This window comes from Gottschalkia purinilytica, assembly GCF_001190785.1.
GTDB classification, from domain to species: Bacteria; Bacillota; Clostridia; order Tissierellales; family Gottschalkiaceae; genus Gottschalkia_A; species Gottschalkia_A purinilytica.
The window spans coordinates 172,965-197,049 of sequence record NZ_LGSS01000003.1; the positions used below are offsets into that span (position 1 = coordinate 172,965).

Annotated in this window: 21 protein-coding genes and 1 tRNA gene; 2 read left to right on the forward strand and 20 right to left on the reverse strand. The window is 26.4% G+C overall.

Annotation, left to right across the window (positions count from 1 at the left end; genetic code table 11):
- Position 1 precedes the first annotated feature (1 nt).
- The 3 genes from CLPU_RS04175 to addB are packed head-to-tail and all read right to left on the reverse strand — an operon-like array spanning position 2 to position 8,219.
- Complete coding sequence (locus tag CLPU_RS04175) at positions 2-1,201, reverse strand: metallophosphoesterase family protein (RefSeq protein ID WP_050354395.1); 1,200 nt, start codon at positions 1,199-1,201, stop codon at positions 2-4.
- Positions 1,198-4,842: a helicase-exonuclease AddAB subunit AddA gene (gene addA, locus CLPU_RS04180; RefSeq protein WP_050354396.1), complete on the reverse strand. Its 3,645-nt coding sequence runs from the start codon at positions 4,840-4,842 to the stop codon at positions 1,198-1,200. The genes CLPU_RS04175 and addA overlap by 4 nt, the downstream gene beginning before the upstream one ends.
- A gap of 8 nt (positions 4,843-4,850) precedes the next feature.
- On the reverse strand, positions 4,851-8,219 hold the full coding sequence (addB, locus tag CLPU_RS04185; RefSeq protein ID WP_050354397.1) for a helicase-exonuclease AddAB subunit AddB: 3,369 nt from the start codon (positions 8,217-8,219) through the stop codon (positions 4,851-4,853).
- Between the two features lie 913 nt (positions 8,220-9,132).
- On the opposite strand from addB, the gene CLPU_RS04190 reads away from it, so the two are divergent.
- Complete coding sequence (locus CLPU_RS04190; RefSeq protein ID WP_050354398.1) at positions 9,133-9,783, forward strand: hypothetical protein; 651 nt, start codon at positions 9,133-9,135, stop codon at positions 9,781-9,783.
- A 785-nt stretch (positions 9,784-10,568) separates the two neighbouring features.
- On the opposite strand, the gene CLPU_RS04200 is transcribed toward CLPU_RS04190, so the two are convergent.
- From CLPU_RS04200 to CLPU_RS16545, 11 genes are all read right to left on the reverse strand, one after another.
- Complete coding sequence (locus CLPU_RS04200; RefSeq protein ID WP_050354400.1) at positions 10,569-11,336, reverse strand: DUF4097 family beta strand repeat-containing protein; 768 nt, start codon at positions 11,334-11,336, stop codon at positions 10,569-10,571.
- A gap of 39 nt (positions 11,337-11,375) precedes the next feature.
- Positions 11,376-12,722: a radical SAM/SPASM domain Clo7bot peptide maturase gene (ctpM, locus tag CLPU_RS04205; RefSeq protein WP_050354401.1), complete on the reverse strand. Its 1,347-nt coding sequence runs from the start codon at positions 12,720-12,722 to the stop codon at positions 11,376-11,378.
- 44 nt (positions 12,723-12,766) lie between these two features.
- Entirely contained in the window at positions 12,767-12,880 is a 114-nt protein-coding gene (locus CLPU_RS18180) for a Clo7bot family Cys-rich peptide (protein WP_115840398.1), read from the reverse strand.
- Between the two features lie 19 nt (positions 12,881-12,899).
- A complete protein-coding gene (locus tag CLPU_RS04210; protein WP_050354402.1) occupies positions 12,900-14,627 on the reverse strand; it encodes an ABC transporter ATP-binding protein in 1,728 nt (575 codons plus the stop codon).
- A gap of 34 nt (positions 14,628-14,661) precedes the next feature.
- A complete protein-coding gene (locus tag CLPU_RS04215; protein WP_050354403.1) occupies positions 14,662-15,138 on the reverse strand; it encodes a GNAT family N-acetyltransferase in 477 nt (158 codons plus the stop codon).
- A gap of 45 nt (positions 15,139-15,183) precedes the next feature.
- Positions 15,184-15,768 (reverse strand): hypothetical protein, encoded by a 585-nt coding sequence (locus tag CLPU_RS04220; RefSeq protein WP_050354404.1) that lies wholly within the window; start codon positions 15,766-15,768, stop codon positions 15,184-15,186.
- A 130-nt stretch (positions 15,769-15,898) separates the two neighbouring features.
- The gene (locus tag CLPU_RS16530; RefSeq protein ID WP_082154067.1) at positions 15,899-16,021 is read right to left on the reverse strand and encodes a Clo7bot family Cys-rich peptide; all 123 of its coding nucleotides are present in this window, start codon (positions 16,019-16,021) and stop codon (positions 15,899-15,901) included.
- 65 nt (positions 16,022-16,086) lie between these two features.
- Complete coding sequence (locus CLPU_RS16535) at positions 16,087-16,197, reverse strand: Clo7bot family Cys-rich peptide (protein ID WP_082154068.1); 111 nt, start codon at positions 16,195-16,197, stop codon at positions 16,087-16,089.
- Positions 16,198-16,307: 110 nt separating this feature from the next.
- Positions 16,308-16,418, reverse strand: coding sequence for a Clo7bot family Cys-rich peptide (locus CLPU_RS16540; protein ID WP_082154069.1), 111 nt, complete (start codon positions 16,416-16,418; stop codon positions 16,308-16,310).
- 207 nt (positions 16,419-16,625) lie between these two features.
- A complete protein-coding gene (locus tag CLPU_RS16995) occupies positions 16,626-16,730 on the reverse strand; it encodes a Clo7bot family Cys-rich peptide (RefSeq protein ID WP_115840399.1) in 105 nt (34 codons plus the stop codon).
- Positions 16,731-16,760: 30 nt separating this feature from the next.
- The gene (locus tag CLPU_RS16545) at positions 16,761-16,898 is read right to left on the reverse strand and encodes a Clo7bot family Cys-rich peptide (protein ID WP_082154070.1); all 138 of its coding nucleotides are present in this window, start codon (positions 16,896-16,898) and stop codon (positions 16,761-16,763) included.
- Between the two features lie 920 nt (positions 16,899-17,818).
- On the opposite strand from CLPU_RS16545, the gene CLPU_RS04225 reads away from it, so the two are divergent.
- Positions 17,819-18,295, forward strand: coding sequence for a peptidoglycan-binding domain-containing protein (locus CLPU_RS04225; RefSeq protein WP_050354405.1), 477 nt, complete (start codon positions 17,819-17,821; stop codon positions 18,293-18,295).
- A gap of 271 nt (positions 18,296-18,566) precedes the next feature.
- Here the strand turns inward: CLPU_RS04225 and CLPU_RS04230 are convergent, their stop codons facing one another.
- The 6 genes from CLPU_RS04230 to selB all read right to left on the reverse strand — a co-directional run bounded on the left by CLPU_RS04230 (position 18,567) and on the right by selB (position 24,077).
- Entirely contained in the window at positions 18,567-19,049 is a 483-nt protein-coding gene (locus CLPU_RS04230) for a DsrE/DsrF/DrsH-like family protein (protein ID WP_050354406.1), read from the reverse strand.
- Between the two features lie 65 nt (positions 19,050-19,114).
- The gene (locus CLPU_RS04235; RefSeq protein ID WP_050354407.1) at positions 19,115-19,495 is read right to left on the reverse strand and encodes an adenine nucleotide alpha hydrolase family protein; all 381 of its coding nucleotides are present in this window, start codon (positions 19,493-19,495) and stop codon (positions 19,115-19,117) included.
- Between the two features lie 299 nt (positions 19,496-19,794).
- Positions 19,795-19,891 (reverse strand) — tRNA-Sec (locus tag CLPU_RS17175).
- A 135-nt stretch (positions 19,892-20,026) separates the two neighbouring features.
- A complete protein-coding gene (locus tag CLPU_RS04240; RefSeq protein WP_050354531.1) occupies positions 20,027-21,229 on the reverse strand; it encodes a sensor histidine kinase in 1,203 nt (400 codons plus the stop codon).
- Positions 21,230-21,446: 217 nt separating this feature from the next.
- Positions 21,447-22,142: a response regulator transcription factor gene (locus CLPU_RS04245; RefSeq protein ID WP_050354408.1), complete on the reverse strand. Its 696-nt coding sequence runs from the start codon at positions 22,140-22,142 to the stop codon at positions 21,447-21,449.
- Positions 22,143-22,169: 27 nt separating this feature from the next.
- Positions 22,170-24,077, reverse strand: coding sequence for a selenocysteine-specific translation elongation factor (gene selB / locus CLPU_RS04250; RefSeq protein WP_050354409.1), 1,908 nt, complete (start codon positions 24,075-24,077; stop codon positions 22,170-22,172).
- Between the last annotated feature and the right edge of the window lie 8 nt (positions 24,078-24,085).

The following is a 24,085-nucleotide window of genomic DNA, read 5'->3' on the forward strand; positions in this document are numbered from 1 at the left end:
TCTATTCACCTTCTTCCAATACTATCTCAGAAAACACAGTCATAAACTCTTCACTAGGTTCTACGCTTCTTTTTTCTAAATAAAAGTTTTTAAATAGTTCTGCTATACTTTTTTCTTCAAGACTTTCTAATTCTTCTTCTATTTCTGTAGCTTTTATTATAGGAGTTATTGTGAGGATATCTGGTTTTATACTTTTTATTTCTTTTAACTCTGATTGAGTTATTATTTTATCAGTTTTTATTTCTAAATAGACCCATAATTCTCTATCTTTATTTTCTTCACATTTTATTATTGCTTCTTCCACTCCATTACATTTCCAAACTTCTATAGGCTTATATATATTTAATTCTACTAGTTCTATATTTGGCTCTTCTTTAGGCTTTATATCTACTACATATACATATTTCTTATGATTACATTCACTTTTACTATATTGTATTGGTGAACCTGAGTAGTATGCATTGTTATTTCCCTTCACTTTTTGACTTTTATGTAAGTGTCCTAATGCTATGTATTGAGCATTTAGAGGTAATTTTTCTCCATTTACAGTAAGGCCTCCTCCTATTTGAATAGGTCTTTCAGAATCAGTTGATTCTCCACCTAATACAAATATATGGCTTGTACAAATATTTATAGTATCTTCCCTAAATTTCTTAGAGAGTTCACTTAGTATTTCTCCTACTTTTTCTGAATATTCTTTTTGTATTTCTTCTTCATCTTTTCCTTTATGAAATATTTCATTTAATCTCTGTTCACTAGGATAAGGAAGAGTTAATATAACTATATTTTCATCCTTTATCTTAATTTCTACATATCCTTCTCCTGAATCTAATATTTCATAATTTCCTACACTTCCTACTTCTACTGTATTTTTAGGTGTTCCTAATAAAATTATTCCTTGTTCTGTAGCTAGTGGTTTAGATGATATGAGTCTATCTGGATTATCATGGTTTCCCCCTATTACTAGAACTATTCTTTCTCCGTTATTTGAAAGTCTTTTTATTCCTCTGTAAAAGAGTTTTTCAGCTTTTGCAGGGGGATTACTATTATCATAAATATCCCCTGCAATTATAATTAAGTCTATATCTTTTTCCTCAACTATATTTACTAAATCATCTATAAATTTTTCCTGTTCCTCTAATCTACTATAGTCTTCTAAATATTTGCCTAAGTGCCAATCCGACGTATGAAGTATTCTCAATCTACCTTCACCTCTATATCTGAATTAAATGAATATATGAAACTTTCTTTCACATTCTTTTTTGTTATTTTTTCTATAGCTTCTTTATATAACTCTAGTTGACTTCTATATTTAGATACCAGTTTTCTAGGATCTTCTTCTATATAGTCAGTTTTATAATCAACAAGTACTATCTCTCCATTTTCTTCAAAGTAACAGTCCACGATACCTTGTATATAGACATCTTCATTACAATTTTCTAGTTCTTTTATTACTTCACAAGCATTTTTTCTATATACAAAAGGAGTTTCTCTATATATATTTTTTGAAGCTAACATTCTTTTTCCTATATTACTTTCAAAGAAATTTAATACTTTTTTTGTATCTACTACTTTTGCTTCTTCATCTGTAATTAGTTCCTCAAAAGTCATTTTTTCTATTTGCATTTTTATAGACTCTAAGTTCATTTCTCTACTTAAGTCTATATGTTGCATAACAAAGTGAATTATAGTTCCTTTCTCAGCAGATGTAAATGGTTTTTTCCCTTCTAAAAATTGTGGCATTTTCACTAATGAAGGTATCTTGTACATTACGTTATCTATATCTTTAAAGTTAGCTTTTTTAATATCTGAAACTGATAATTTAGATGGTATTTTTATAGAGTTCTCATGCTCATAATTCCAGTTAAATCTTCTCTCTATTTCTTCTTTATATTCTGTAGACTTTTTAAGCTCAAAGTTTTCAAGTTTATTTCTATATTCTTTTTTTAATTCATTATCTTTATTTTTTTCTTCTGTAATATCACTCTTACTTATAAAGTTTACTTTCCATTTAGAATCATCTTTTATATCTAACATATCTTCTATGTCTAAATTAGCCATTTCTCTTAAAGGTTTTCCGTCTACATGTTTAAATAGACAATTACATATCCAGTCTAAATAACTTTTGCTATTCATTAAGTTATATAGCGTATTTTTCTTTGACCACTTTTTAGCATGTCTTTCTATATTTCTAACACTTCCAACTAATATAAGTTTATCTTTTGCCCTAGTTAAAGCCACATAAAGTACTCTCATTTCCTCAGAAAGATTCTCTATCTTCTTTTTATTTTTTATTGCTATTTGAGGAAGTGTTTCTCTATATCTACGTTTTAATATATCTACATGTTTAGGTCCTAGTCCTAATTCTTTATGGAGTAATATGTCTTGTTTCATTTCCTGAAGGTTAAATCCCTTTCCTAGTCCTCCACATATAACTACTGGAAATTCCAATCCTTTACTTTTATGGATAGTCATAATCCTAACTACATCTTCATTTTCTCCTAGTACTTTAGCTGTTCCCATTTCTCCTTTTACATTTTGAAGCTTATCTGCAAATCTTATAAAGTTAAAAAGGCCATTTATAGAAGCTTTTTCAAATTGATTTGCTCTATCTACTAATATCCTTAAATTAGCTTGTCTCTGTAATCCTCCTGGCATAGCTCCTACATAATAGTAGTATCCTGTGTCTATCATAAGCTTCCATATGAATTCATCTAGTCTTAAATATCTAGCTTCTTCATTCCAGTAGTCTATTTTATTTAAAAAATTTAACAATTTTTCTCCTATCTCATCATCATTATCTTTTATATAGTTTTCTATAGCTTCGTGATAACTCATATCTTTATAGTTTATTCTTATTTTTATAAGTTCTTCTGTTGTAAAGTTTCCTATTGAAGATCTCATTACACTAAGTAATGGAATGTCTTGTCTTTTATTATCTATAATACTTAATAGATTTAAAAATATTTTTATTTCTAGTACATCAAAGTATCCTGAGCTATCATCTACATATACTGGTATTCCTTCTTTGGCAAATACATCATTAAATACATTTGCCCAGTTTTTAGCTGCTCTAAAGAGTATAACTATGTCCTTATAGCTTATTTCCTTAAATCTCTTTTCTTTTACATCATAAGTTTTTTTGCCTAAAAGCTTATTTATCTTGGATGCTATTATCTTAGCTTCTATCTCTGCATCTGACATTTCTTCTAAATTTCTATCTACTTCATTACCTTTTCCTTCACTGTCTTCATCTTCTGAGATATCTTTTTCTCTTTCTAAACTTAAAGTTACTCCATCTTTTTCTATTATGTTTACTTCTATAGATGAATCATCTATATTCTCATATTTAGCTCCATTATAAAGAAATGCATCTTCTGTATAGTCTACCTCTCCAATTGATTTAGACATTATATTTTTAAATATGAAGTTCACTCCATCAAGTATTTCTTTTCTACTTCTAAAGTTTTGAGAAAGGTCTATTCTTTTATTTATACTTTCTCCATTTTTAGAGTAAGTCGTATATTTATCTATAAATAATGATGGATCAGCTAACCTAAATCTGTAAATACTTTGTTTTACATCTCCAACGAAAAATAAGTTATTATCACGTTTTATTCTATTTATAATAGTTTCTTGAACTATATTACTATCTTGATATTCATCTATAAATATATAATCATAACATTTTTTAAATTCTTCTCTAACTTCTTCATTTTCTAATATTTTAAGAGTGAAGTGTTCCAGATCATTAAAATCTAATAATCCTTTTTCTAATTTTTTCTCACCATATAGATTCCCGAATGAAAGTACAAGTTCATATAAATATTTCATTATAGGATAAAGGTCTCTTATATCTTCTAAGTAACTATCTAAACTTCTACTTAAGATATTCTTTTTAAGTAAATTGTCTATTATCTTTTTATACTCATCTCTTAAACTTGTAACTTCTTTTTTCAATATTTCTTCTACATTGCTTTTTTTAGATATTGATTTTAATTTTGGATGAGATATATTCACATCATTTATATCTAGATTTCCTAAAATATATTCTTCTATAATACTTTCTAAGTGCTTTATATTTAACAAATCTCCTTCAAGTGCTTCTATGTAAGGCTCTGGTCCACCTTCTTGTCTTGAAATACTTATAGCTTCTTCTATTAGATTTCTAGCCCCATCTAATCTTATACTTATATCTTCTTTTATAGTCTTTATCCATAAGCTTTCACTTAATTTTTCTTTGTCCATATCAAACATTTCTATACTTTCTTTAAGCCACTTATACGGATAAGGTTGACTTTGTATGAAAAAATATATATTTAATATCAATTCTTCTATTTTTATATCACTTTTATTTTCACTAAAACTTTCAATTAATCTTATAAAGTCTTCGTTTCCTTTTTCATACTCATTTTCTAGTATTTCTTCTAATGACTCTTGTATTATAATTTTTATTTCTGTTGTATCTCCTATTCTAAAGGTAGGATCTATTCCTATTATGTGAAAATTTTTTCTAACTACATTTATACAGAATGAATGTAATGTAGTTATAGAAGCTTTATTTAAAAGAGATATTTGTCTTCTTAAATTCTTTTCATCACTATCTTCTTTTTCTATTTCATCAGTAAGTGCCTTTAGTATTCTTTCTCTCATTTCTCCTGCTGCTGCATTTGTAAATGTGACTATAAGGAGCTTGTCTATGTCTATCTTATCTTCTACTATAAGTTTTATTATTCTTTCTACTAAAACGGCAGTTTTACCAGAACCAGCAGCAGCAGATACAAGTAAATTACATCCTCTATTTTTTATAGCTTCACTTTGAGCTTCAGTCCATTTCGGCATAATTATCACTACCTTTTTTCCTTTATTTTTTCTAGTACTTCTTCATTTTTTAATTTCTTTATAAGTTTATATTCATTATCTTCAAAGCTAGTATCAAATTGACATATAGAGTCAAATTGACAATATTCACAAGATATTTTATCTCCATTTTTACAAGGCTCTATTTTAATTTTTCCTTTTAAAATTTGTGTAGCTATTTCTCCTATTAGATTTTTTACATGATTTATTAAATTGTCTAGATCTTCTTTTTCAAATACAGAAGAACTCTTTGAAGGTTCTCCATCTTTTTTCAAACTCACTGGTATTATTTTAGAGGTTACACCAGCATCTATTGTACTATCTAAAGCTTTTATAACATTTATATCTTTTAAAACCAATCCGTCCATTTTTAACTTTCTATGTATTTCATCCTCTATATTTTGAATATTATCTTCATCGGTTTGTACCATTGGATCATCTATTTTAAAATAAAATGCCCCTGCAGGATATACTTCATTTTTTACTAATTTATCTTTGTTACTTAATACTGCATCCATATAAACTATAAGTTGGATTTGTAATCCGTAATATACATCAGATAGGCTGAATCTTTTATTTCCAGATTTATAATCAATTACTTTTATGAAGCTCCCATCTTCTCCATTTAGCATGTCCACTCTATCTATTCTTCCTTCTAGCTTTATTTCTTCTCCATTAGGTAGAGTTATTATTATTGGTGGTATTTTACTCTCCTTACTTTCTCCAAATATAAGCTCATGTTGTAGAGGAATAAACTCTCCATTTTTTAAATGTTCTGTAAGTACCCATAATGCTCTTTTACTTACTCTTTTTAATTTATTAACTAAGTATTTATATCTATTAGTACTTAAAAGTACACCATTTTGAAAATCATCTATCATTTTATCTAGCACTTTTTCCACTAGTTCGTCCGATTTAGCTTTATCTATTTCACTCCAATTTAAATTTTCCAATGTTAGCTCTTTAGAAAATTCTTCTATAGAATTATGAAAAAGAGTACCTACATCTGGCATTTTTAAAGAATATTCTTTTCTTTCTTTTGGCTTTAATCCATAATTTATAAAATGAGAAAAAGGACAGTTCGCAAAAGCTTCTAGTCTAGATATACTTGATCTGAAAGGTAAATCATATAAACTATTAGAATATTCACCTATATTTTCTTCTTGATTAGAGTGAAATAGTCCATCTATTACTAATTTTCGCTTTTCATTCCAATCTTTATTATTATAGTACCAATTATATACATCCCACCATATATCATCTATAGGATTACCATCTAGATTTTCCCTTATATTTTCAGCTAAATATTTAAAAGTTGGATTTGGTCTAGATATTAACTTTAAATTATTCTCACTAGTTTTTACTACGTCACTCTCTATTTTTATATTATATATCTTTTTAAATCTATCTATTAAAGTAGAAGGTCTCAATGCTCTCCCTTCTAGATCTCCTAATGCATAACTTATGTATAAGTACTTACTAGGCTTAGTAAATGCAGAGTATATAGAAAATCTTTCTTCTTTTACTTTAGTTTGATTATCTGAATATATCTCTATTCCAGATTCTTTCATAATTACTTTTTCATCATCTAATATAATTCCACCATCACTAAATCCTGAAGGTAATATTCCGTCATTTACTCCAACTACAAATAGGGCCTTTATATCTTGACTTCTTGATCTTTCTAAGTTACCTATTAGAACTTGATCCATAGTAGGTGGAATTATACCTATTTCATAATTATTTAGCCCTGATTCTAATATCTTTATATATTCTTTTAAGCTTATATTACTATCCTTTAGTATCTCTACTAGCTGATCAAATACTTCCATTATTGTATTCCATATTTGTGTGTTTTCATTTACATATTCTAAATTTCCTTTTAATTTTTGTGTCTCTATTAAATCATTAATTTTATTTTCTATATTCATTTCAGTTAAAAATTCGAAAACATACCTAGTTAAGTCTATTATTTTATTCTTACTTTTTAGTTTATTTTTCAAATTCACAAATGGAGCTATAAATTTATTTTTTATTTCATTTATTTCTTCTTTTTCATCACCATATTTAAACTCTTCTAGCCATGTATTTCCTTTTATTCCGTACTCCAATACATAGTTTTCTAACTTTTCATATTCTTCTTTAGTCAAGTCGCTTAAACCTGTTTTTACACATTTAAATATGTCCTCATATCTAAAGTTTCTGGATACTACTTCTAAAGAAGATACTAAAAACTTTATTATACAGTTACTCATTATACTTCTTTTTTCGTCTAAAAAGTGTGGTATTCCATATTCACTGAATACTCTCTTTATAGTTGGGCTATACATATCTAAAGAATTACAGACTACAGATATATCTCTCCATCTATATTCTTTATCCCTTACAAGAGATATTATATCTATTGCTACATTTTCTATTTCCGTATATTGATTTAATCCCGAAAATATTCTTAAATGTTCTACTTCTTTCTTATATCTTTTATATGGATATGAAAAAAATTCACTTTCTAAATGAATCAATTCATCACTTTTACCATTATAGTCCTTTTCAACTACCGTCTTCGTCTCTTCTATGTTATTCTCACTAGCTAACTTTCTTATTCTTCTATATGTATCTAATGTAGGCTCAAACAAATCATAATCTTTAGATTTATCATTCACATCTAATGTAAGAGATATATTAACTTTCCTAGCTTTTAAGAAAAGTTTCTCTAATATTTTATATTCTTGTGATGAAAACGTACCAAATCCATCTATCCATATTTCAGCATCTTCAAAATACTTAGAAATTTCTAGTTTTTCTATAACTAAATTCAACTTATCATCTTCATCTGTATATCTACCATCTAAGTATTCATTAAATTTTTCATATATAAGAGTGATATCTTGCAGTTTTTTCTTCAACATATTATCTCTTTCAAATGAATCTATTCTTCCTTGTAAAATTTCTATAGATACACTATTTCTTTTAAATTCAGATATTAAACTACAAAAGTTCTTTAAAAATCCTTCCTGATTAAACCCTTTTTTAAATACACTTAAATTTCCTGAGTTTTCTTCAAATAGCTTTCTTAGTATCATTATCTTTCCTAGTTCATTTATAGTACTTTTCTTTATTCCTCCTACCTCATTTAGTACTTTATATCCGAGTCTTTGAAAGCTTAATACTTCTACACGCATAATACCATCTAAATTCATTTTAGATATTAAGTCTGCTTCTGCTTGTAATGTAAATTGTTCTGGAACAAGTAAAATAAGCTTATTAGTATCATTTTCTTCTAATCTATATTTAATTTCTTGAAGTACCCTATGAGTTTTCCCGACACCTGACCTTCCAAGAATATATCTTAATTTCAAATCTATCACCTCGTTATAGTTACTCATAAATTAAACTTAACTAAAAAGTAAGTTCTATTCAAGTTAACTTTAGTTGGATTTATCTTATGAATATACAATTTTTACCCTATAATTTAAAATGTATTAAAACTATTACCATTGTTTATAAGATAAATATATTTTATCATAAGGTAAAAGTTTATTCAGATTAGTTTTCTTAAAAGAAGTACTTTTGTATAACTAAATTAGATAGTTTAAGAGATGTTCAGAATTTTATGCAATCTGACTCAGGCTTAAGAGAACTAATTCAAGGTGTTAGCCTAAAGTCTTTGTCTAACTATAACAACAATATAAACTTTCAAATATTTATCCTAACAATAAATGAAATCATTTAATTGGTCATTATGGTTAGATGGACATAATCATATTTAAAACTATAAATAACCATAGTCTATTTAAAAACAGATAAAGTGTAAGTAATTTTAATGGAATAATATTCCTAAACATCAATAACACTAGCTTCTTGTTATTGAAAATAAAAAGTATAAAATGTCAATGGTAATTTAATCTAAAATATAAACACTAGTGTTTATATTTTTTAATATGTATTAATATTTGTTATTTACGATAATTTATTTAAAGAACTTATAAATAACGCTACAAACTATTGTATTTTTGATAAATGTATTTGAGAATTAATCATTAGAGAAAATTTTTGAACCTAACATAGCTTAACATTTTTATGGTATAACGTTAAAAAACTTTTATTTAAATGAGTAAGATATTTATTCTTACTCATTTATTTTTTATCTGAAACGTACTCTAATATGTCAGATATATCATAATTGTATTTATTTTCAGAATATTCCTTTTATTTTCAACCATTATATGGTAATGTGTAGTTAAATATATTAATAAGAAAGGGTTGATTTTTATGAAAAAGTTTTTAAAATTACTTACTTCTATTTCTTTAACGTTTTCTTTGGTATTATTAATACTAGGTAATAGTTATGCAAGTGATAACTTAGTGAATGATGCAATGCTGAACAGCAGTCAAGTTAAAATTACTGTTACAAATAATGAAACTGGAGAAACTACTGTTTTAAATCCAATAGAAACAAAAAATAACATGAAAGTTAATTCAATTAGATCTAATAATGAATCATTAACAGTAGGTTATGATGTTTTTGTTCCAATAGAAGACCCAAATTCTACAGGTATTACTCCTTTTGATACTGCAGGAGGTTCAAAAACTTCAGGAGGTGTAACTGCTAAATTATATGTTGATTATGACGTAAGTGGAAATAATGAACAAGTTAGATTAAATAGAGTGTATGGTAGTTGGACTCCAAGTTCTAGTTTATATTATTTGACAAATAGAGAGGTTGGCGCACATTCTGGTTTTCTTACTGGTAAAAGCATGAAGAAAAACCCAACATCAGATACTTTCTCATATACAACTGGATGGGGATTTAACGATAGATTTTGGGGAGATGCTAGTCCAAGAGCTTGGAGTAGTGCTATAGCTCGTGTACATGGAATGACTGCAACACATACAATTAGCGTAGAATTCACATATTCTTAAAATTTTTAGAGGTGCTAATAATTATGAAAAAAATACTTAATAATATATTTCTTATTGTTTATCCTTTTTTATTGCTGATAACTATGTTATATAATTTTTCGTTAAAAGATCAAATAATTAGATTTAATATTAATAAATTTCAATTTATAGTTTTTATTCTAGTTTATTTTGTTATGTTTGCGTTATTTATATTTAATTTTTTCATAAAAAAAGAGAGTTTTCATATAGTATCGTTAATTATAGGTTTAATTGAAATAATATTATTGCAAATTCCACAAATTTTGTTGAGAATTTCACATAATTTATATTCAGTTATTTATGGACAGATTCAATTAAATATATTCATATTTGGTACATTATTAACTTTATATATACTAATGTTTATTATGTATCATAAAGTAAAACAAGAAAAATAAAAAGCAAATAAAAGATTTATTCAGTAATAATCAAAAAAATTAGTGGCTATAAAATAACTTCATTATGGAGCTTGTACGGCATTTAAAGGTTGTTTAAAAAACTACAGTAGACTTATTGATTGCTAAGATTTCCTATGTTTATAAGTGTAAAACAAATTAAGTGACCATGTGCCACAACGAATCTATAGCAAGTTACTAGATGAGAATAGCGAAACAACTTTTTATTCGAGAGTGTAAAATAGCCTGTGTAAACTTCAGAAGATGATATAATAAATTATCAGAATGAAGGGAGTACAGACTATTTTACACTCTCATTTTATATGTATAAAGTTAAAATTCAATTACACAGAAGTATAGTTAAAATATATCTTAAACTCCTTTTATAGAAATATTTCCAACTGAGTCTAAGTTAATATCGAACTTTGCTCCTAAAGGATCTAAGTTTATATCTTTTATTTCCACTTTTTGAAACATGGACTTTTCAGATTCAATTTTTTCATGTTCCTCTAAATTTATTACTGAACCTTTAGGTAACTTAATATCTACATTTCCAACTCCATTCTTAAACTTATAATAACCGTCAGTACTTATATTTTTAAATTTAGCTATAATATTACCTGTGCTAGTTTCGGCTACAATTTTTTCAATATCAGTTTCTATATTAATATTTCCAACACTAGTTAGAAGTCTTCCTTCAGATATATCTTGGGATAAATAAATTTCTCCTACATCAGCTTTTATGTCTATTTTATCTAGCTTAGAAGGAAGTTTTAATATTACCTCACTATCAATATTTATATCTGATAGTTTTCCTATCCTATCAAATATTATTTCTATATTATCATTTGAAGTATTTATACTATATTTTAATTTTTCAAATACTTTATCTATTTTATTTTTATCCTTACTTCTTAATACCCTCTTTACTTTAATCTCTAGATTATCACTATTACTTTTAATTACACTTACATTTCCTATATCTATATCTAATTTTAAATTAGTTTTATCTTTTATTTTAATTGTTTTTTCAGATAGATATTCTTTCTTTTCTTCTCTCATACGCTTACCAGTACATCCTATCAATGTTAGAGACATTATTAATATAAATAGAGTTTTAAAGAAAAAATTAAATTTCATATTAGATCTCGTCCTTTTTGTAGATTGTTCTTTTTTACTCTATATTCCACATAAAGATCCTTCTTCTAAATTCTCTTCACTTTCTTTATATTCATATGTATACTTTAATATTTCATCTAAATTATATCTCCATTTTTCACATTGTGGAGTACCTTCTCTCTTAAGGTTATAAGGACATCCACCCATACATATAGGTAGTATATCACAATCAATACATTCTTGATATTCAAAAGGTGTTGTAGTCATCCAATCAATATTATTAGACATCATTATTTTATCAATATTTTTATCTAATTCAGTTATATTTCCAACAGACTTTGTTGTATCACCTACGTTATTCCAACATTTATACATATATCCTTTAGAATCTATTACAAAAGAATTTATTTGATCTGCACAACAATAGTTAGCTTTTATTCCTGGATAATATGGATAAGAATTAGCTGCAAAATTCTTATTATGAAGAATTTTTTGATATTCCAAACTTAAATTAGCATATTCCTCATTTGATAAGCATGATCCAGAAATTGATTTACATGCATCTGTATAATCAGTTACATGTCCAAGTGATATATCTAAATCATTTAATCCATTGTCCTTTAATATATCTAACAGTTCTTCAACATAGCTTTCATTTTCTTTATCTATATTGATTCTTATACTAACTCTTATACTTTGTTCTTTAAGCTTCTTAATATTTTCTAAAATCTTATCAAATGTGTTTTCACCGTTTTTTAAAATTCTTCTTTTATTATGAATAGTTGGAGGTCCATCTAATGTAACTTGAGCTCCATGTATTTTATATTCTTTTAATTTAGATATTATCTCATCATTTAAAAGATAACCATTAGTAACTATGAATGCACCATATGTACAGTTATTCTCTTCACAAATTTTTATTAGCTTTTCAGATAAATCGAATATAATATCTTTAGCTATAATTGGTTCTCCACCATACCATGTAATTTGCAATTGATTTATACTTTTTGACATTTGCTTTACATATCTAATTATAGCTTCTTTAATAGTTTCATCCATCATATGAGTATTTGGTGTTTCATAACAATAAGGACACTTAAAGTTACAATTTAAAGTTGGTGCTATTGTCAACCCTAATGAATTAGTAGAAAATTTTCCTTGATAATGTCTAAATTTTATAAGTTTGAACTCATCTACATAATCTTGTATTATGAAATTCCCTAAGAGCATATTGTCTATAAGTTCTTTTTCTTGTCCTTCTAATTTATCATAATCTATCTTATCTATATTTTCTAAAACTTCTAAAAACTCATTATCTATCTCTGCAAGTCCACAACTTAGAGAGTTAAACGCTATCTTTTTACCATTTTCTAAATCCCAAATATGATTATATCTAGATTTTTTCACTATATTCACCTCTTTAATATTGTGTTTAATATTTTATTAACATTTTATGGTACATAATAGTCACATCTTGAATCACATTCTGTACTACATCTTGAGCAATAGCAGTATGAAGATGTCATAATATTTTGCGGTTTAACTATATACCTCATAGTTATCATTCCTTTCTAAATTTCCTATTTAGATTAAATTAACTGATCTTTGATAATATTCTTGTTCTGTATTCTTATTCAATGCTGAATTATAATCAGTTTCTATAATAGTTCCTTCTCCTGTAAATAAATATATTTTATCTGCTTTTTTTATTGTAGACATTCTATGAGAAACTACTATAACAGTGTATTGGTTAGAAAGATCTTCTATTATGTCACAAATTTTACTTTCACTATCTGAATCAAGAGCAGATGTAGGTTCATCAAGTATTACAATTTTAGGTTTTTTAAGAATAACCCTTGCCAATGCTATTTTTTGTTTCTGTCCACCTGAAAGATTAGGCATTTCATAAATCATAGTTTCATAACCTTTAGGAAGCTTTATGATATCCTCATGTATACCGACTTTCTTACATACATCTATAACTTGTCCATCACTTATTTGTTTATTTTCCAACTTTATATTCTCGTTTATAGTTGTATTAAACATGTATATATCTTGAGAAACAAATCCTACACTTTTTCTGTAATCATATAAGTTTAAACTTTTAATATTAGTATCTCCTATATATATTTCACCTTTGTCAGGCTCGTACAATCCTAATAGTAATTTAATAAGTGTACTTTTCCCAGATCCTGAAGGACCTATTAAAGCTATAAAGCTTTTATTAGATATATCTAAATTTATATTCTTTAATATATAATTATCTTCTTCATATGCAAACCATAGATTTTTTATAGATATATTTCCTTTATAATCTTTAATTTGATTATATTCTTTTTTATTATCTAGATCATACTCATTATCTAGCTTAAGATATTCTTCCACTCTATCAAGAATTGGAATTATTTTTTGAATTCTAATATTACTACTTAAAATTTCAAATAACGGTTGTATAATCATTTGAAAGTATATAGATAATGCAAATATAGTTCCTAAAGTCGATTTTCCCTTTATTACATACAATATCCCTATTCCATATATTATTGTATTAGACAATACTACTAATACTTCTACAGAGTTATTTAATAGCGTATTTAACTTATTTATTCTTACATTATCAGTATAGGATTTATCCAATACTCTATTATATTTTTCAGTGAAATAATCTTCTAAAGAATAAGCTTTAGTTGTAGATATTGAATCTGTTAATTGATTTATTATGGTACATAAATTATCATTATTTTGTTGTACTTCTAAAGACATATTTCTAAACTTTTTACTCATCTTAAAGTTTACTGATATAAATACTACTCCTATTAATACAACTATCATTGTTATTTCTACTGATAAATAAAGCATTCCACCTATTATCATAATGAATATAACTATATTTTTAATAAAGTCTACAAAAATATTTGTAAGAAAATTACTTACATTATGACTATCATCAATTATACGTGATATAACTGCACCTTTATTTGTTTTCGAAAAAAACTTAAGGGAAGTATGAGCTATTTTATAGAACATATTTCTTCGTAAATCTAAAGTAATTTTTTCAGAGATTTTAACAAATAATATATTTTTTAAATAAGAAAATACAGGTTGCAATATACACACAATAAAAAATATACCCAGTCCATAATATATTTTTTCACTAGAATTACTAGGTAAAACCTCGTCAACTAGATACTTTGAAGCTAAAGGAGCTGCAAAGTAAGTAATAGAATACAGTATAGTTAAAATTAGTCCCAATGACTGTATCTTAGCGTAAGGCTTTATGATATGCTTAATTTTTTTTAATAATGTAACCATAAAAATCTCCTTAATAAATTAAAATATAGTTATATCACTGTATAGTTTTGATAAGTCTACTTCTATACTTATCAAATCCAAAATAACCTAGAAAGTTCATTACTCTTCCATTATGTTCAAAAACATCAGCTTGTAAATATTTAAATCCTTTATCTCTCGCCCAGTTTTCAGCCTCTCTATACATCCTTCTCGCTATTTTAAATTGTCGTCTATATTCAGGATCTACGAAAGCATGTAATATGTATACATAATCATCTATAAAAAAATAAAAGTCTTTATTCTTTATCCACAGTTCAATAAAAGCTACTATCTTCTCACCATATTCCCCTATTATGATACAGCAGTTTTCATCTTGTAATGCTTTTTCAAACATTTCTTTAGTTTCATGAAAGTCTATCGCACCTTTATAATAGGGGTCTTTATTAAGTTGATCTAATGATAGTCTTTTCCACAAGTCATGTATCTTATCAGTATCTTCTATAGTTGCTTTTCTTATATTAAATTCCTCCATATTTTCACGTCCTAATCAATATTTAAATTAAATAGTCTACAACTATTATTTTTCAAATATTATTCTAAGATTTTCTATACCAAGTATTTCATCATATTTAAAGTTCCTATTAAGACTTATTTTGTCCACTATAGTATTAATACTATATATATGTACTAGCTTTTTTATTATATATAAGCACATATCATAAAAGTTTTCACTTTCATACCCTAACTCAAAAGGATTACAATCTATACTAACTTCTTTAAAATTCTCTTGATTTGCAAAATATAACGCTAATCCTTCATTTAGCCATAAAGGACATGTATAATTTGTTTTATAATTAATTATTATGTGAATCATTTCATGCATTATAATTTGTCCAAAACTCTCATTATGTCTACTTTTCCAAATGTTGTAGTCAAGAATTAAGATTTCATTTTCATAAGTTGTTGCAATTACCCAATAAGGTATATTACTTATATTCAAATACTTCTTCATATCATCTAACGAATAAAATAACTTTATATGTACTTTTTTATAGTACTTAAATGTATTTCTTATCTTTGCCAAATTATTAATAAAATCAGTATCTTTTAAAATTATTTCTAAAAGTCTAACATCATCTATAACTAAATTTGAAAAAATCATTTTTTATCTTTCCTTAAAAACTAGTTCTATAATATTTAGGCATAGTAGTATCTAATCCATTTATTACAATAAAATCTATACATCCAAATCTAATAAAGGTTAAGATACTCTATGCCTTTTATTTTTTTATCTATTTAATTTGATTAGTGTTCTGAGCTCCACACTGTGTTCCACAAAGATTTTGACATTGTTCACGACACATATAACAGTATCCTTCTACAAATGCTTTTAATGGCTTTATTACATATTTCATATATTATCCCCTTTCATCTTTTATTTCCGTTATTATGAATATTTAAATTTATATAACTAAATATACTACTGTCCTTGAGTAGCACATTGTGTTCCACAATTATTTTGACATTGACTACTACACATATAGCAATATCCTTCTACAAATGTTTTTGATGGTTTTATTATATATTTCATTATTCATTCTCCTTTCTTTTTAATTTTTATCAAATTGTTTTAGGAAAAGTATAAAGCTACTTTTTGATACTAATACCTAGGAATCTATTTATGTATAGAATTAGGGCTTATTATTTACCTTGAGTAGCACATTGTCCTCCACAGTTGTTCTGACACTGACTAGTACATGAAAAACAATATCCTTCAGTAAATGATTTAGATGGCTTCACTACATATTTCATTTAGTTTTCCTCCTTTACTATCATGCTCTTTATACCATGTTCCACAAAACCTTTTAGCATTTTACTATCAAAATATGATAGTATATCATGTAAATAGTTTTAATAGAATTTTAACTTGATTTACATCATCACCTCCTTCACTTCAGATAAAATATTGTTTTAAAAATATGTATATTGTAATCTACTATTTTTCTAAATAGGCTTGTACTAATTATTAAAAACACCACATTGTTGACTACACTTCAATCCACAATCTTGACAATAGCAATATGATTGTTGAGTAACATTAGTCGGCTTTACAATAAATCTCATATTTCTTTTCTCCTTATAATTGTTCTTCTTTTAATTGTCTTCAGGGTTTGTTCCTTGCTGAAAACATTGAGTAGAACATACTTTTCCACAATTCATCTGACAAACAATACTACAAGTAAAACAATACCCCAAAACTTTTTCAAACACTGGATTCACTATATACTTCATTTTTCTAACCCTCCAAAATATTTAATAAATACATTTAAGAACATAGCTGTTATTAGTTTTCTTTTTTACTAATTACTTGGATAATTTATTGTTTAATGTATTATCGACTCTGTATTTCAAAAAATTCAACAAAACTAAAATCCTTACTGTTAATATAGTTCAATATACCTATGTCTTATCAATTATATTTAATTTTTTATTCAGATAATCTATTTAAAATATTAATGAGAAAAGAAAAACTGTTTGTCGAATATATAAGTAGCTGTATTGATTTTAAATGTTATTTAATATTATTTTTCTTACTTTATATACTCGACGCTAATAAGGTAGGATTTTTTTGATATTTAGGCATTTAAACATTATCAATAAAATTTATACTTATTGATAACTGACACAGTTAAAGGAACAATATGCCCCATTACATCTATCACACTCACTACAAATAATACAATATCCCTTAGTTATATTAAGTTTAGGATATACTATATATCTCATTAGATCACCCCTTAGTAAGTATTTATTTGCATTTGCAGTTAATTATATATTTCATTTAATTGTTTGTCAATATTTGTTATATATGGTCTAATTTTTCTTTAATTCATATTTAAAATTAGTAATTAGGTTCATATTTTGGATGGCTACGTTCATTGGCAGTTTTCTAAATATTTAGTTTTATAAATATATAATAATATTTATAATAAATGGATTTTCATTTTAAATATATATCTAAAAATGCTACTTTTTCAACAAAATAGTTTTTTAAACTTTAATCCTTAAATAGGTAATTAAAAATATATTATAAATATTGAATTGACATCAATAAACTTTATATGTATAATATGGGTAATAATGGAAGCTTGTATAAGCTTATATGATATGTAATCTGTGTATTATATAAACTATGTTAGGAGGAATGTGTAGTGAAAAAAACACTAGGTATTTTAGCATTATCAGTTATAATTTCATCTACTAGTCCAGTCTATGCTCAGGATACTATTAAGGAGTCAGATGATAATGCAACAACTAACATTATAGAATCAGTCGATGGATCTAAACTTAGAGCTGCACCATTAAGTGATGGAAATATATCGGCTTATTCTTATGGACCTTTAAGTTCTATAGTACAAAAGTATTACAGAGGTGAACCTTTATTGGTTCGTGGTTCTCAGGGATATTATGTTCAAAGATTACAACATGCAATAAATAACAGAGGATATAGAAACTATGGAAAATGGGTTGAGGTTCATATTGCAGAAGATGGTATATATGGACCAGCAACAGAAAATGGTGTAAGAGTTTTTCAGCAACATTTTAAAGAACAATTCTGGGCAGATCTTAAAGTAGATGGAAAAGCAGGAGAGCAAGTATGGTCAATAATAAACTTTTTTGATTGGTAGTTTAAAATCTAATCCATAACGTTATTTCTGAGCTTTTTTAAATCATCAACTTAAGCTTTATAAGTAATTAATTAAATATTATATATAAAAATAACTCTATGATTAAACCATAGAGTTATTTTTAGTTTTTCTCTAATATAGAATTAAATAATCATATGCTTTTATTATGGATAGCATAGTATTGTAATTAACGTAGAATCTCATAAAAATAGTATCAATAACTCTTCTTATCATATTCATTGCTTCGTTTATCTAAAATAAGTATAAATTTCTATATAAACAGCTGAATCTCTGATTCCATAGCGTCTTTTAGATACTCATAAACTTCTATTATCTCTAATTCTGGTATAAGCTCCTCTTTATCAAATCCCATAACCTCTTGTGATAATTTACAACCATAAAATTTTATATCTTTTTTTCTAGCGCCTTGTAAAAAATGAATAAGTAGGGGTTTGTCTTTATCTTTCATCATTTTTCTAAGCATTTTTTGTCCCATTCCCCCCATGTTCATCTTAGATAAAGATAAGCTTTCAACTCCTTTTGGTGTACAAAATCCAAACATCTTTTCAAATATATTTTTCTTTCTCTTTGAAACTTTATCAGGATCTCTTGCTATTAAAAGTCCCCAAAATGCGAAAAAAATAGTTACATCCATTCCAATCTCTTTTGCTCCATTAGCTAAAATAAGTGCAGCTAGCGCTTTATCATAGTCTCCACTAAAAACTAATAAGTTTAATTTTTTATTTTCAGACATAAAAATACACTCCTTTATGAATATGTCTTTATTTTTTTCATAAAGGAGTGTATTTATTCAAATTATTAAACTATAATATATTCGGTTTTTGGTAAGTACTTTTTAAGTTTCATAACTATGTTATGACTTTCTATGTCAGCAGACTGTGGCGAAACTCCAAGAACAATATGTGTAATATCATTTTTCTTAGCAAAGTCAGCTATAGCCTTTATAACGTCTTTGGACCTTATAACTGTTAAGTCAGCTCCTACTTTTTTTGAAACACTAAAGAGATATTCTAATGCTTCACCTTCACTTGAATTATATAAAAAATTGTCTTTTTCATTTACAACATTTATAACAAACAAATTATCGTCTTCTTCCATTTTTTCATATCCACTCATAATAAGTCTTTCGCAAGTTTTTTGTTGAGTAACACAAACCATAATATTTTTTGAGTCTTTCATATAAAACTAGCTCCTTTCAAAGCAAAGTAATATACTTTACTTTTAAATATATCTGTCTATATATCAAATCACTTATCATTACTATTATATCATGTATTTTTTAAAAGTTTATAACTTAAATATCTGTTTTAACAATAAAAAAAAGACATATCTACACCTAGATACATCTCTTTTAATATTTGAGAGAAATAAACAGAAATACAACCTATCAATTATATTCTCAAAGTTTATCTATAAATAGCTTATATGTTAAATACATATCAAAAAATAAAAAACGGCATAAGCCGTTGAATTCTCTATGGCGGGAATATGTGGGAATCGAACCCACCCAGGACGCTCCTAACGCCCCGCGCTGGTTTTGAAGACCAGAGGGCACACCAGCACCCATCTACTCCCTTATTTAGCTGACAACTAAAATTATATAATATTTTTCGATAAGTTGCAATACCTTTATAGATATTTCTTTATTTTTTCGATATTTTATGACTTTTTTTTACATAAGGCATAATGTTATTTATTATTAACTGATTTTTATTTTTCTATACTAGGTATAATAATAGAAAACCTTGTTCCTTTTCCTAATTGACTCTCAACCTCTATAGTACCCCTATGGAGACTTATAATTTGTTTTGCTATTGATAATCCAAGACCTGATCCTCCGGTTACCCTTGCTCTTGCTTTATCAACTCTATAAAATCTATCAAATATATAAGGTAAGTTTTCCTTAGGTATCCCTATTCCATTATCTTTTATCTCTATAATAGTATTACCATTCTTTTCATATAACATAACTTTAATTGATCCATCTTTCTCTGTATATTTTATTGCATTTGATACTATGTTTATAACTGCTTGTTGAATTCTATCTGGGTCTATCATTATATTCATTTCTTTACGAATTACATATACATCTATCTTTATATTCTTTTTATCTGCCAATGGTTTTAATTTAAGTACAGTTTTTTCTATTAGTGTACTTATATTTACATATTCAAAGTTTATTTTAATCTTAGATATATCAAGCTCCATTGAAGTTAGTAGATCTTCTACTATATTATTTAGTCTGTCTACTTCTGAAGATATGTCATGCAAAAATTCTCTATATATATTGATATTAATTTCATTCTCATGTATAAGAGATTCTGATAAAAGCTTTATAGAACTAAGGGGAGTTTTTAGTTCATGAGATACATATGCAACAAAGTCTTTCTTTTGTTTATCTTCTTCATCTAGTTTTTCCGTCATCATATTAAAAGTATCTGCTAGCTTTCTAAACTCATCATTTGTTTCTATCTTTATTTTTTGATTTAAATCTCCTTCTGATATCTTAAGTATAGCTTGGTTAAATATTTGAAGAGGTTTAAATACATATCCTGTGAAAATAAAATTTACTATAGATATGATTATTATACTGAGTATAGAGAAAATAGTTAATTTTTGATTTATATAATAAACTGCATCATATATATCATTTATTGAAGCAAATATTAGTATAGATCCGATTACTTCATCATGTAATTTAACAGGGGTAGCCACGTATAAAACATGTTTATATGTAGGGGAGTTATACGCTCTTGATGCTACTTCTCCTTTTAAGGATTTTCTTACTTCTTCATTATTAAATTTTTTTCCTATCTGTTCTTTATTAGAATCTCCTTTTACTATACCTTGCTTATTTATTACCATGATCCTGGAGTTTATTTCTTTACTATAGTCAGATATTATATCATTCATATACTCTCTAGGCTCTATTATCTGATTAGGATCTAAGTAATATTTAATTGTATTAGCATAAATATTAGACCTAATAACAAAGTTTGACTCTCTTTGTTCAATATATATATTTAAAATTATTTTAACTACAGATATATTCATTATGAGTAAAAACAAAGATATTAACAACAAATAGGTGGAAGTGAGCTTCCACCTTACACTAATAAACTGTTTTTGTTTATTGATATATGTTTTTAAAATAGTAACCAACTCCCCATTTTGTCAATATATATTCCGCTTGACTAGAGTTTTTCTCTATTTTTTCTCTTAATCTCCTAATATGAACATCTACCGTTCTTAAATCTCCAAAATATTCATAACCCCATATTATTTCTAGCAGTTCTTCACGAGTAAATACTTTTCCTGGATTTGTGGCCAATAAAAGTAATAAGTCAAATTCTTTAGCTGTTAAATTTACTTCTTTTCCTCCAACTGTAACTTTTCTACCTAATGTATTTATAGTAAAATTTCCTATCTGAATAATTTGATTTGCTACGTTATTATCTTTTTTATTCATTCTTCTTAGTATAGCTTTTATTCTAACTTTTAGCTCTAATATATTAAAAGGTTTAGTAAGATAGTCATCTGCTCCATGCTCTAATCCTAGTATTTTGTCTATATCATCATTTTTAGCTGTTAACATGATAATAGGTACTTCTGATATCTCTCTTATTTTTTGACATACTTCAAGTCCGTCTAATTTCGGTAGCATTAAGTCAAGTATGATAAGATCATAGTCACCTTCTTTCGCTTTTTCTAAGGCTTCTATTCCGTCATAAGAAGCTTCTGTTGTATAACCATCTTGTTCTAAACTATATTTTAATCCTTTTACTAATAGGGGTTCATCATCAACTATTAGGATCTTGGCGTTCATTATATCACCTCAGTAACTTTCATATATCTAATAAAGTACTCTATTGTCACCCATACGCTTTGTAATTTTTTGTTCATCAAGATTTTCTATAAGTGAAACTGCTAGTTTTCTGTTTGTATTTAATAAGTCTCTAAGTTGTGCAATAGTAATTGATCCATTTTCTTTTATAAAGTTTATTACTTTTTCCTTACCTTCTTTATACATTTTAGAATGAATAACTATATCTTCCTTTATTTTTGTTAATGTACCTATTTCTATTAAAGCATCATATACTTGTAATATATCTTTTTTATCATATTTAATACTACTTAATATATCTTCTTTCTTAACAAGTGTAAACTTGTTCTCCAAGTAAATATCTTCAATTTTTTCTTTTATTGCTTCTTGGGTTTTTGTAAATCTTACTTCAAAGTCTCTTAATGATATACTTTCATTTATAATTTTAACTATTCCTTTTTCCTCTAATTTATTTATAAAGCTGTCTCCCAATTTTGGTTTTATGTTTTTTAAATATTTACTTCTTATTTCTTCTTTTGACATTCCTACTTTTAAGGAATGTTTTTCATGAAACTTTTCAAGATCATTTTTTATCATATTGGATAACTTATCAAAATGATCTTCATGTATAACATGTATATCTTTAAGTAGTCTAAATGTCATAACTTTACTATCTTTTTCAAGATGTTCTACTTCTTCTTGTACTTTATCTTCCGGCATTACAGTTATTACTGATATGTCTTTTATACTAGGAAAATCTCTACTCTTATCTTTTATAATTTCCTCTATTATATCTGTAATACTACCTTTTTCTTTTAACTCTAACTCTTTTATAGCATTTTCATCAAATCTTTTTCTCTTTGGCGGATTTGGTTCTAATATCTCTCCTCCACCAATAGTTATCATAGGTGAATAAAATCTTATAATAAATCTATCTCCACGCTTAGCAACTATAGATTCCTCTAGCCTTAATTGAGCATAACAAGTTTCTCCAGGAGTTAGCTGTTCTTTATCCAGGAGTACCACTCTACATAAAATTTCACTAGAACCTATATAAAGTCTCACTCTGGTTCTATTTTCTATTATCCTTTGAGAATCTTCAATGAGTTTAAGTTTTACATCTAGCATCATAGTAGGTTCCATAGAGTCAATAGGTGCTATGATATCTCCTCTTTTTATATCTGTTTTCTTTAAACCTGCTAAATTTACGGCTACTCTCTGTCCACCATATCCAAAATCACTATCTTTTCCATGAACTTGTATTGATCTTATTCTTCCTGTATTATTCCCAGGGAAAATTTGAATTTCGTCACCTATTGTAAGCTTTCCAGATATTAAGGTTCCTGTTACTACAGTACCAAATCCTGATATAGTAAATACTCTATCTACAGGTAGTCTTGGAGTATCTTTATCGTCTCTTTCTTCAATTTCTTCTGTGAATTTATCTATAGTACTTATAAGTTCATCTATCCCCGTCTTGTTTATTGATGAAACTGGTATAATAGGACTATTTTCTAAAAAAGTACCCTTAACTCGTTCTTTTACATCTTCTTTCACTAGTTCTAACCAATCATCATCTACAAGTTCAGCTTTAGTAATGGCTATTATTCCTTTTTCTATTTTAAGTAAATTTAGTATGTCTAAATGTTCTTTAGTTTGTGGCATTATTCCTTCATCAGCAGCTATAACTAAAACTACTATATCTATTCCTGTAACTCCAGCTAGCATATTTTTTATAAACTTTTCATGTCCTGGTACATCTATTATTCCTGCTCTTTTTCCACTAGGTAAATCAAAATATGTAAATCCTAATTCTATTGATATACCTCTTTCCTGCTCTTCTTTTAATCTATCTGTTTCTCTTCCTGTAATTGCTTTTATAAGGGTAGTTTTTCCGTGATCTATATGCCCTGCTGTACCTATAATAATGTTTTTCATCTTAAACT

Excerpts from the sequence above, each read along its gene's own strand:
- CLPU_RS16540 (WP_082154069.1), bottom strand. The coding sequence starts at position 16,418 with ATGAAATATGTAGTGAAGCCATCTAAATCATTTACTGAAGGATATTGT.
- CLPU_RS04190 (WP_050354398.1), top strand. The coding sequence starts at position 9,133 with ATGAAAAAGTTTTTAAAATTACTTACTTCTATTTCTTTAACGTTTTCT.
- CLPU_RS04235 (WP_050354407.1), bottom strand. The coding sequence starts at position 19,495 with ATGAAAGACTCAAAAAATATTATGGTTTGTGTTACTCAACAAAAAACT.
- CLPU_RS16535 (WP_082154068.1), bottom strand. The coding sequence starts at position 16,197 with ATGAAATATATAATAAAACCATCAAAAACATTTGTAGAAGGATATTGC.
- CLPU_RS04240 (WP_050354531.1), bottom strand. The coding sequence starts at position 21,229 with ATGAATGATATAATATCTGACTATAGTAAAGAAATAAACTCCAGGATC.
- CLPU_RS04200 (WP_050354400.1), bottom strand. The coding sequence starts at position 11,336 with ATGAAATTTAATTTTTTCTTTAAAACTCTATTTATATTAATAATGTCT.
- addA (WP_050354396.1), bottom strand. The coding sequence starts at position 4,842 with ATGCCGAAATGGACTGAAGCTCAAAGTGAAGCTATAAAAAATAGAGGA.
- CLPU_RS04230 (WP_050354406.1), bottom strand. The coding sequence starts at position 19,049 with ATGTCTGAAAATAAAAAATTAAACTTATTAGTTTTTAGTGGAGACTAT.
- CLPU_RS16995 (WP_115840399.1), bottom strand. The coding sequence starts at position 16,730 with ATGAGATTTATTGTAAAGCCGACTAATGTTACTCAACAATCATATTGC.
- CLPU_RS04220 (WP_050354404.1), bottom strand. The coding sequence starts at position 15,768 with ATGATTTTTTCAAATTTAGTTATAGATGATGTTAGACTTTTAGAAATA.
- CLPU_RS04215 (WP_050354403.1), bottom strand. The coding sequence starts at position 15,138 with ATGGAGGAATTTAATATAAGAAAAGCAACTATAGAAGATACTGATAAG.
- CLPU_RS04245 (WP_050354408.1), bottom strand. The coding sequence starts at position 22,142 with ATGAACGCCAAGATCCTAATAGTTGATGATGAACCCCTATTAGTAAAA.
- CLPU_RS16545 (WP_082154070.1), bottom strand. The coding sequence starts at position 16,898 with ATGAAGTATATAGTGAATCCAGTGTTTGAAAAAGTTTTGGGGTATTGT.
- selB (WP_050354409.1), bottom strand. The coding sequence starts at position 24,077 with ATGAAAAACATTATTATAGGTACAGCAGGGCATATAGATCACGGAAAA.
- CLPU_RS16530 (WP_082154067.1), bottom strand. The coding sequence starts at position 16,021 with ATGAAATATGTAATAAAGCCATTAAAAGCATTTGTAGAAGGATACTGT.
- CLPU_RS04210 (WP_050354402.1), bottom strand. The coding sequence starts at position 14,627 with ATGGTTACATTATTAAAAAAAATTAAGCATATCATAAAGCCTTACGCT.
- CLPU_RS18180 (WP_115840398.1), bottom strand. The coding sequence starts at position 12,880 with ATGATAACTATGAGGTATATAGTTAAACCGCAAAATATTATGACATCT.